General features: G+C 58.1%; 5 protein-coding genes. 2 read left to right on the forward strand and 3 right to left on the reverse strand.

Annotated elements, in window-relative coordinates; genetic code table 11:
* Nucleotides 1-34 precede the first annotated feature (34 nt).
* Nucleotides 35-694: a TetR/AcrR family transcriptional regulator gene (locus P7A97_RS15180; RefSeq protein ID WP_277690815.1), complete on the forward strand. Its 660-nt coding sequence runs from the start codon at nucleotides 35-37 to the stop codon at nucleotides 692-694.
* Here P7A97_RS15180 and P7A97_RS15185 read toward each other — a convergent pair.
* From P7A97_RS15185 to P7A97_RS15195, 3 genes are all read right to left on the reverse strand, one after another.
* A complete protein-coding gene (locus tag P7A97_RS15185) occupies nucleotides 691-1,980 on the reverse strand; it encodes an HlyD family type I secretion periplasmic adaptor subunit (protein ID WP_277690824.1) in 1,290 nt (429 codons plus the stop codon). The genes P7A97_RS15180 and P7A97_RS15185 overlap by 4 nt on opposite strands.
* A gap of 61 nt (nucleotides 1,981-2,041) precedes the next feature.
* Entirely contained in the window at nucleotides 2,042-4,198 is a 2,157-nt protein-coding gene (locus P7A97_RS15190) for a type I secretion system permease/ATPase (RefSeq protein ID WP_277690816.1), read from the reverse strand.
* A gap of 110 nt (nucleotides 4,199-4,308) precedes the next feature.
* Nucleotides 4,309-5,658: a TolC family outer membrane protein gene (locus P7A97_RS15195; RefSeq protein ID WP_277690817.1), complete on the reverse strand. Its 1,350-nt coding sequence runs from the start codon at nucleotides 5,656-5,658 to the stop codon at nucleotides 4,309-4,311.
* A 329-nt stretch (nucleotides 5,659-5,987) separates the two neighbouring features.
* On the opposite strand from P7A97_RS15195, the gene P7A97_RS15200 reads away from it, so the two are divergent.
* Nucleotides 5,988-9,448 (forward strand): retention module-containing protein (locus P7A97_RS15200; protein WP_277690818.1); only part of this gene is annotated, 3,461 nt, incomplete at its 3' end.

Genomic DNA, 9,448 nt, shown 5'->3' on the forward strand with positions numbered 1-9,448 from the left:
GGCGAACAAATAAGAAACGACAGAGTAGAGGGCAATGGATAAGAAGGGGTTCGGAAACACCAAGGCAACGCCCGAAGAGGCGTCAAAGCCCAGAAGCAAGCCGCTCAAGCGCCCCCGCCAGGCCCGCGCGGTATTCACCGTGGAGGCCATCTACCAGGCCTTTGTTCGGATTTGGCAACGCGACGGCTGGGCCGCCGTTACCACCCGTGCGGTGGCGCTGGAGGCCGGTTTCGCCGTGGGCACGCTGTATGAATATTTCCCCAGCAAGCAGGCGCTGTTTTCCGGCTATGTGCGCCACTGCATCGAGCAGCTGCTGCAGCACATCGACGAACAGGTGATCGCACCTGAGCTGGACTGGCGTTCGCGGGTTTCACGTCTGCTGTGGCTGAGTTGCGGGCCGCAGGAATCGATCTACCAGCTGTTCACCTTCGAAGTGGCCCAGCTGGAAATCCAAGTGGCCGATCAACGCCAGCACTTGCGCGCCTACCAGGAACTGTTGAGTAAATGGCAGCAGGTGTTCGCGCGCTGCCACGACCTACCTCAGCCCCCCTCCCCGGCCCGCATCGAGGCACTGCTCTTGATGGTCTGGGGTGGCCGCCGCTACGCTGCCCTGGCCCAACTCGACGAGCCGCGCCTGCAGAGCTGGGTGGCAGAAATGGAGCACGTGCTACTGACCGCCATCGGCGGAGACTAGCGCTCGCGCAGTGCCTCAGCACGGGCGCGAATAATAGGCTTGAGCAGGTAGCTCAGGATGCTCTTCTTGCCTGTGATGATATCTACCGAGGCAACCATCCCGGGAATGATCAGCAGTGGATGTTCATCGGTCCCCAAATGGCTTTTCTCGGTGCGCAGCTGGATCAGGTAGAAGCTGTTGCCTTCTTCGTCGGTGATGGTATCGGCACCAATTTGCTCCAGCTCACCTTGCAAACCGCCGTATACGGTGTAGTCGTACGCCGTGAACTTGATAACCGCTTTCTGCCCAGGATGCAGGAAGGCGATGTCCTGTGGACGAATGCGCGCCTCCACCAACAGCGTGTCGTCCAACGGCACGATCTCTACCAAGTCACTGCCGGGCTGAATAACGCCACCAATCGTGTTCACCAGCAACTGCTTGACGATACCGCGCACCGGTGAAGTGACCAACGTGCGGTTGACGCGATCCTCAAGCGCTTTACCGGTCGACCGAATCTTGTTCAGTTCGGTGCGAGCCTCATTGAGCTCCGTAAGGGCCTCACTGCGGAAGCGGCCACGGGTTTCATCAATCTTGCGCTCCACTTCCTTGATGGCCGACTCGGCACGTGGGATGGCCAAGGTCGTGGCCTCCAGCTGGCCCCGGCTTTCTACCTCTGTGCGCTTGAGGCGCAACACCTCCACGCGAGAGATGGCGCCTTCGGCAACCAGAGGTTCGGACATCTGAATCTCTTGGCGCAGTAGATTGAGACTGTTGCGGAACTGTGCCTGCTTCGAGATGAACTCGCGCAGCTCTTGCTGTCGTTGCACCAGCTGCTCCTCGAGACCGGCGATTTCATTCTCGAGCTGCTGCTGGCGACTGAGAAACAAGGCGCGCTCGCTCTCGGCCAGGCCGGGAGCCTTTTCAAGCACTTCCTCCGGAGCCACCAACTCGCGCTCCTCGACTTCGGCGCCAAGCCGTTCCACACGCATCAGCAGGGAAAGCCTATCCGCCTCGGTTTCGCCGACATTGGAGGCAAATCGAGTGTCATCGAGACGCACCAGAGGATCACCTACCTCGACGACCTGCCCCTCGCGAACAAACAACTCGGCGACGATACCGCCTTCCAGGTTCTGGATTTTCTGCAGCTTTGATGAGGGAATTGCCTTGCCATCACCGCGAGTCACTTCATCGACTTCGGCAAAGTGGGCCCACAAAAGACAGAACGCAACGAAACCGATCAACCCCCAAATCGTCAAGCGAATGACCCGCGGGGCATCCTCGATCAGCGCCTTGCTCACTTCCGGCATAGGCTCATCGCCCTTCCCGGCACGCTTTCCGAAATAAGCACCTAGCGCGCTTCTCAGGCTACTAACCGACACTGATCTGTCCCTTCTTCAGCGCTTCCATGACGGCACCTTTCGGGCCGTCGGCGACGACCTCCCCACGGTCGACGATGATAAGCCGGTCGACCAGCGACAGCATCGAAGAACGATGGGTAACGAGCAGCAGCGTCTTGTTGCCTATCACAGCGCTCAAACGCTGCTTGAGGCGCTCCTCGCCAGGGTTATCCATAGCGCTGGTCGGCTCGTCCAGCAGCAAAATGGGAGGGTCTAGCAATAGCGCACGTGCCAGCGCCACATTTTGCCGCTGTCCGCCGGACAGGTTCTGCCCACGCTCACCCACCTGCAATTCATAGCCTTTGGGGTGGAGCCGAGCGAACTCATGCACACCAGCCAGTTCCGAGGCTTGCAGAACCAGTTCATCCTCGACGTAGCGCGCCCCCGTCACCAGGTTGTCGCGCAGAGTCCCTGAAAACAGCTGGATATCCTGTGGCACATAGCCAATGTTGTGGCGCAGATCGCCCACATCCAGCTGCCGCACGTCAATGCCATCTACCAACAGACTGCCGGCATCGGCTTGATGCAGGCCAACGATCAACTTTGCCAGGGAGCTCTTGCCCGAACCACTGCGGCCGATGATGCCGATTTTCTCGCCTGGACGAACCACCAGATTGATATTCTTCAGGGCCGCCTGCTGTTGATCCGGATAGTGGAAGTCCAGCTGACGAAACTCGATTGCACCCTGTAGTGCCTGGCGCTTGAGCGGGCGCTCGTCAGGCTGGCGCTCCTGGGGCAAATCCATCATGTAATTGACCGAGCCCATGGTGACTCGAGCTTGCTGGTAGCGCGTCAGCAAACCAGACATCTGGGTCAGCGGACCAAGGGCACGGCCACTGAGCATGTAGCAGGCAATCAGCCCACCCATGCTCAGGTTGCCGTCAATGATCTGATAGACGCCGATTACTATGACGGCCACGCCCGCCATCTGCTGCAGCAAGATCGTCGAGTTCATCGCCAGGTTCGACAGCATGCGCACACGCAACTCCAGGCGACTCAACGTACCGATGGTCTGCTCCCACAGGTACTGACGCTCACTTTCGGCGTTATTGACCTTTACCGCATCCAGCCCCGCCAGCGTTTCGATCAGGCTCGATTGGCGCTCGGCAGCCAGCGCCATGGTCCGTTCCATCGTCTCGGCCATCGGCCGTTGCAGGCTCCATGTAATCAGCGCAGCAATGGGGAACGCCAGCAGTGGCACCCAGACAAGATGACCACCAAGCATGGCAATCACAGCCAGAATCAGCACGGTGAACGGCAAGTCGATGACCGTGGTCATCGTCAACGAGGCGAGGAAGTCGCGCAGCGACTGAAACTCGTGGATGTTTTGCGCAAAGCTGCCGACTCGTGCCGGGCGGTGCTTCATGGCCATGCCGGCAATGCGCTCGAACAAGGTCGCCGAGATGATCAGATCGGTCTTCTTACCGGCCAGATCCAGGCACAGGCTGCGCAAGGTTTTCAGTAGCAGATCGAAGAGAAAAGCACCGGTAACACCGATCGCCAGCACCCAGAGTGTCGCGGCGGCCTGGTTAGGCACAACACGGTCGTAGACGTTCATCACGAACAGTGGCGTAACCAGCCCGATCAGGTTGATCAGCAGACTGGCGGCGACAGCATCGATATAAAGCCAGCGCGAACGCTTCAAGGTGTCACGGAACCATGATTTCGTCCGCGGAATCAGCTCTCCGTGGCTCAGGTCGAACTTGTGCTGTGGCTGGGCAAAGAACACCTGGCCGCTGTAGTCCTCCTTCAAGGCCTCGAGACTAACCAACACCTCGCCACCCTCGCTCTCGCAAGGCATGACCCGGGCACGTTTTTGCTCATCCCAGCCCAGTAGCAACGCACTGCGGCCACTACGCAACAGCAGCAGCGCCGGCAAGGCAATCGCCGGAATCTGCTCTAACTCTCGTCGTAACCAGCGCCCCTGCAACCCGGCGCGAGCTGCCGCCCGAGGCAGCAGGTCCGCGCTCAATCGCTGTTCTGGCAGAGGCAGGCCGGCGGTCAGCATAGCTCGACTGACAGACTTTTGGTGCAGCAAACAAAGCGACAGCAAGCTGTCCAACAAAGGGTCATCGTAGCGATCTCGAGGATCGCTATGAGGCTGTTGCGGAGTGTTCTCTACTACCACGCGGGGTCACTCTTGCGCTGGAGGGAAGCGGACTCAAAGCACGCAATAGCGGCTAGGAAACGTTTAACGGCACCGACTTCCTCATTCATCCAGAGCAAGAAGGCAGGCATTTAATTCAGACTGGGCAGTGTCGCTCTCGTCTGAACCTCATCCAGAGGTACGGACGCCATCGGCGCAACTACACCCTGGCTTTTGAGCAGCGAGCCCATGGTGGCCTTGATCCGATACTGCGTAAACAGTTCGAGCGAGCGAACCTCTTCAAGACGGCGAGACGCAGTGAACAACTCGTTCTCGCTATCCAACAGGTCGAGCAGCGTACGCTCGCCCAGCGTGAACTGCTTCTGATAGGACTCGCGCACGCGAGTAGTGTAATCAACGTACTGTTGCGCTATCGGCAGTTGCTGTCGCGCATTGTCAAGGGCATTCCAAGCCAGGCCAAGATCTTCGCTCAAAACGCGCAATGCATTATTACGAACATCCATGGCCTGATTGGTAAGGTGCGCCTTGGATTGCAAATCAGCCTTGTTACTACCACCGGCAAACAGGTTGTAGCGCATACGCACCATCGCCTGCCACTCTTTCACATGGCCAGGAACGCCATCAATATTGTTATCCGCACCGTGCGATAGCTCGGCATCGAAGCGCGGGTAGAAAGTAGATTTGGCTGCCTCATACTGCTCTTCAGTAGCCTTCACGTCAGCCTCAGCCGAACGTAGAAAAGGGTTATTAGCCAGCATCTCCATACGTGCCGCTTGCAGATCCGCTGGCAACTGCCCTTCGAGGCCACTGGGCATACTCAGATCGACCGGGTCAGCCCCGACAATGCTGAAATAGTTGACGCGTGCATCTGCGAGATTGGTCTGCTCAGTGATCAGGTTATTGCGAGCCTGCGCCAGACGGGCCTCGGCCTGATCAAGATCAGCGGTACGCCCTACACCATGCTCGCTGCGCAGACTGATCTGATCGTAGATACGCTCGTGGCTAAGCAGGTTTTCCTGCGCTAAACGTACTAGTTCTTGGCGACTGAGCACATTGATGTAGGCCTGCACCACATCCAGAGCGGTACGCTCAGAAGTACCGAGCAGCTCATAGGCACGCGCATTGACTGTGGCGCGCTGTCGGGCCACTTCACTGCTGGTGGCAAAACCATCAAATAGCATTTGCTGCAGGCGCACGCTGGACTCGCCACGCGTCAGCGTTTCATAGCCATGGTCGAACCCGGCACGCACACCCGGACTATCAGTACCTTCACGACCATAACCCGCAAGAAGGTCGACCTGCGGCAAGTATCCTCCTTCAGCTGCCTTCATCTGTTCATCAACGGACAGACGAGCATTCACACCGGCCTGAATTTCCGGGTGATATTCCAGCGCACTACGAATTGCCTCATCCAGCGTTTGCGCATGAGCAGAGATCGACAAAGTAAAGATGAGCGGCAAGGTGACCAATGGAAAACGCATGGCGAATCAGATCCTTCTTCGTATTGGGCAAGGCTTATAGGCAGCGCGCGTGCAGCCCATGAGCACCCGATTGCAATGCCGATAAAGCCGCCGCATCAAGGAGACGCAGTTCACAAATTAAACTTATCGATATCAAAGTGACATCAGTGGCAGCAATTGTTTATGATCGGTGCCACACGGTCAATAGTTTGGCATATGATCAATTCCAATCAGGAATAAAGCCAAATTAATGGCGCCAAATAACTATCATAAGCTGCCCAGCTGTTACCAAGCTTTCTTTTTTCATGCACGCGCACGGTACCTAGCGCACAGCATCAGGAGCTTCACGCATGAGCCTCATCGCCGCCATCATCAAGAACATCGTTGGCCAGGTCTTTGCCGTTTCGGCAGATGGATTCAAGCGTCAAGTCTTCGAAGGAGAACAGCTACTTGCGGGCGAACAGCTCATCACCGAGGCCGGCGGAAGCGCCACGCTGCAGCTAGCCACTGGCGAGATAACCCAGGTCGGCGCAAACAGCACTTGGCAGGGCGGCAGCGCAGATAAAGAAACTGCGGATTCGGACACCAACAAAAACACAGACCTCGAACAGGCCCTGGCCGCTGGCTTCGACCCGACCGTCGAACTCGAAGCAACTGCCGCCGGCCCGAGCGCTGGAGGCGGCGCTGGAGGCGGCGCTGGTGGTGGTCATAGTTTCGTGATGCTGGATACCGTGGGCGGGAGGGTGGACCCAACAATTGGCTTTGCGACTTCCGGCCTCGGAATCGGGGGTAACGAGCAGGATGAACTGTTTGGTTTGGGCGGCGATGCCGATGCTGCCACGTTGCAACCAAACCGTGCCCCAACTGCTCAAGATGACCGGTTCACGCTCAATGAAGACGGCACCATCAGCATCGATGTACTAGCCAATGACAGCGACCTTGATGGTGAGAACCTGAGAATTTCCGAGATCAATGGCCAGGCCATCGCCGAAGGCGGTTCTGCCATCGTCGGCAATGGTACCGTGACCCTGAGCAATGGCCTGCTGATATTCACTCCGGACACCAACTACAATGGCCCCGCCAACTTTACCTATACAGTCACCGATGGAGTTCTGAGCAGCACTGCAACTGTCAGTGGCACGGTGACACCAGTCAACGATGCACCGGTCGTCGCCAGTGGCAATATCACCGTAGATGAAGAAAGCACCGGAACCCCGCTGGGTCTGACGGCACCGAGCGATATCGATAACGACAGCCTGACCATCACCGTCACCGGCCTACCTACCCTCGGCGCCGTCACCAAGTCCGATGGCTCCCCCATCAGCAATGGCGACACTCTGACCGCAGTCGAACTGACCGGTCTGATCTATAACGCCCCGGAAGATTACAACGGCACCGACGCCGTTGGCTCCTTCACCTACTCGGTCAATGACGGCCAGGGCGAGGCCAACAGTGTCGCCACCGGCACCGTCACCATCGGCGTCAACCCGATCAACGATGCACCGATTGGCGTCGCCGATAGCATCACCATTGACGAAGACAATCAGGCCATTGGCAACGTACTGGCTAACGATACCGACGTCGATAACCCGCACAGTGAACTGAGTGTCACCCAGTTCAGCATCACCGGCCTGCCCTTCACTTTCGCCGCCGGCAGCACTGTCACCATTCCGTTTGTGGGCAGTCTGACCATCGCCAGCAATGGCGACTTCACCTTCACACCGCGCCCCAACTACAACGGCCCGGTGCCGCAGTTCAGCTATACACTCAGCGACGGTTCGTTGACCGACTCATCCACCCTGAACATTGAAATCAATGCCATTAACGACGCACCGGTCAACGATGTGCCCGGCGCACGCAGTGTTAATGAAGATGGCTCGCTGCGCTTCAATGGCGGCCAGCGCATCAGCATCAGCGATGTCGATGACAACAACCTCAGCACCACCCTCAGTGTCGAACACGGCGTACTGACCCTAGGCTCGTCCTTCGGCGTCACCGTTAGCGGTAATGGCAGCGGTAGTCTCACCCTGAGCGGCAACAAAATTCTTATCAATATCGCCCTCAACAGCCTGCGCTATACACCAGAGGCAGATTACAACGGCGCTGACACGCTCACCGTAACCACCACAGATGGTGAGCTGACCGACGTCGACAGCGTGGCCATCACCGTCAACCCGGTGAACGACGCCCCCGTCAACACAGTACCGGCATCCATCGACGTCACCGAAGACGTGGCTAGCGCCATCACCGGCATCAGTATTGCTGACGTCGACGCCAACGGCAGCCCGGTCAGCGTTACCCTCAGCGTAGCCAGTGGCAGCGGTAGCCTGAACGCCATTAATGGCTCCGGCGTTACCGTCAGCGGCGCAGGCTCCAACAGCCTAGTACTGAGCGGTACCGTCGGCGCTATCAACGCCTTTATCGCCAACAGCAACGTCAACTACACCACCGCCCAAGACGCCAATGGCGCGGTGACATTGACCGTGACCACCAACGACCTCGGCAACACCGGCCTGGGCGGCGCCCTGTCCGACAGCGATACGCTGACGCTCAACATCACGCCGATTAACGATGCGCCTACCGTCGATGCCCTCCTCACCGCCACTGCCAACGAAGATGGCGCCAATTTCAACGTTGACCTGCTGGCCGGTGCCAGCGATGTCGACAGCGGCGACGTACTCAGCGTCAGCAATGTTCAAGGCCTGACCAATGGTCTGACCCTGAATGGTAATAGTCTGGTCGTCGATCCTGCCGATGCCAGTTTCCAAAGCCTGGCAGCGGGCGAACCCCGTGAAATCACCGTCACCTACGACATTATTGACAGCAACGGCGGGACTACTCCACAAAACCTTACGCTGACCATCACCGGAACCAACGACGCCCCAAGCCTGACGGGTATGCGCAGCAGCTTTAACTACAACGAAAATCAGAATGCCGGAATCAGATACACCCTCCTCGATGGCACCGTGGTGCTTACAGATATCGATTCGAGCAACTTCGACGGGGGCTCACTGACCGTCAGCATCAGCAATGCGGTGGCCGACCAAGACATTCTGATCGTGCAAAACCAAGGCAATGGCGTTGGTCAAATTCGCGTAATCGGCACTGACGTGCGCTACAACGCCGGTAGCGGCAGCGAGTCGATTGGCACCATTAGCGGTGGCACCGGTAGCGCACCGCTAGTCATCAGCCTCAACGATAAAGCGACACCAGCCGCCGTTGACGCATTACTGCAACGAGTTGCCTACGGCAATAGCTCGCAAGCCCCCGATAGCACGCCGCGCAATGTCAGCATCACGGTTGTCGATGGCGACGGTACCGCCAATGGCGGCACCGACAGCGTAACGCACAACATGACCATCAATGTGCGCCCCGGAAACGACGCGCCGGTCAACACAGTACCTGGCTCAATCAACGTCACTGAAGATGTGACCAGCGCCATCACCGGCATCAGCATTGCTGACGTCGACGCCGGCAATGCGCCAGTAAGCGTAACCCTCAGCGTACCTACCGGCAGCCTGAGCGCCACCAGCGCAAATGGCGTCACAGTAACGGGCAGCCCGTCCAGCCTAGTGCTGACCGGCAGCATCAGCGATATCAACGCCTTTATCGCCAGCAGCAATGTCACATATACCACCGCCCAAGACGCAAACGGCACAGTGACATTGACCGTGACCACCAACGACCTTGGCAACACCGGCCTAGGTGGCGCCAAGTCAGACACCGAAACCGTTACGCTAAACATTACCCCGGTTAATGACGCACCGACCATCACCGTTACCGCCAACGACTTCACCGAAGACAGTGGCGT

The organism is Pseudomonas sp. GOM6 (assembly GCF_029537485.1).
Lineage (GTDB): Bacteria > Pseudomonadota > Gammaproteobacteria > Pseudomonadales > Pseudomonadaceae > Aquipseudomonas.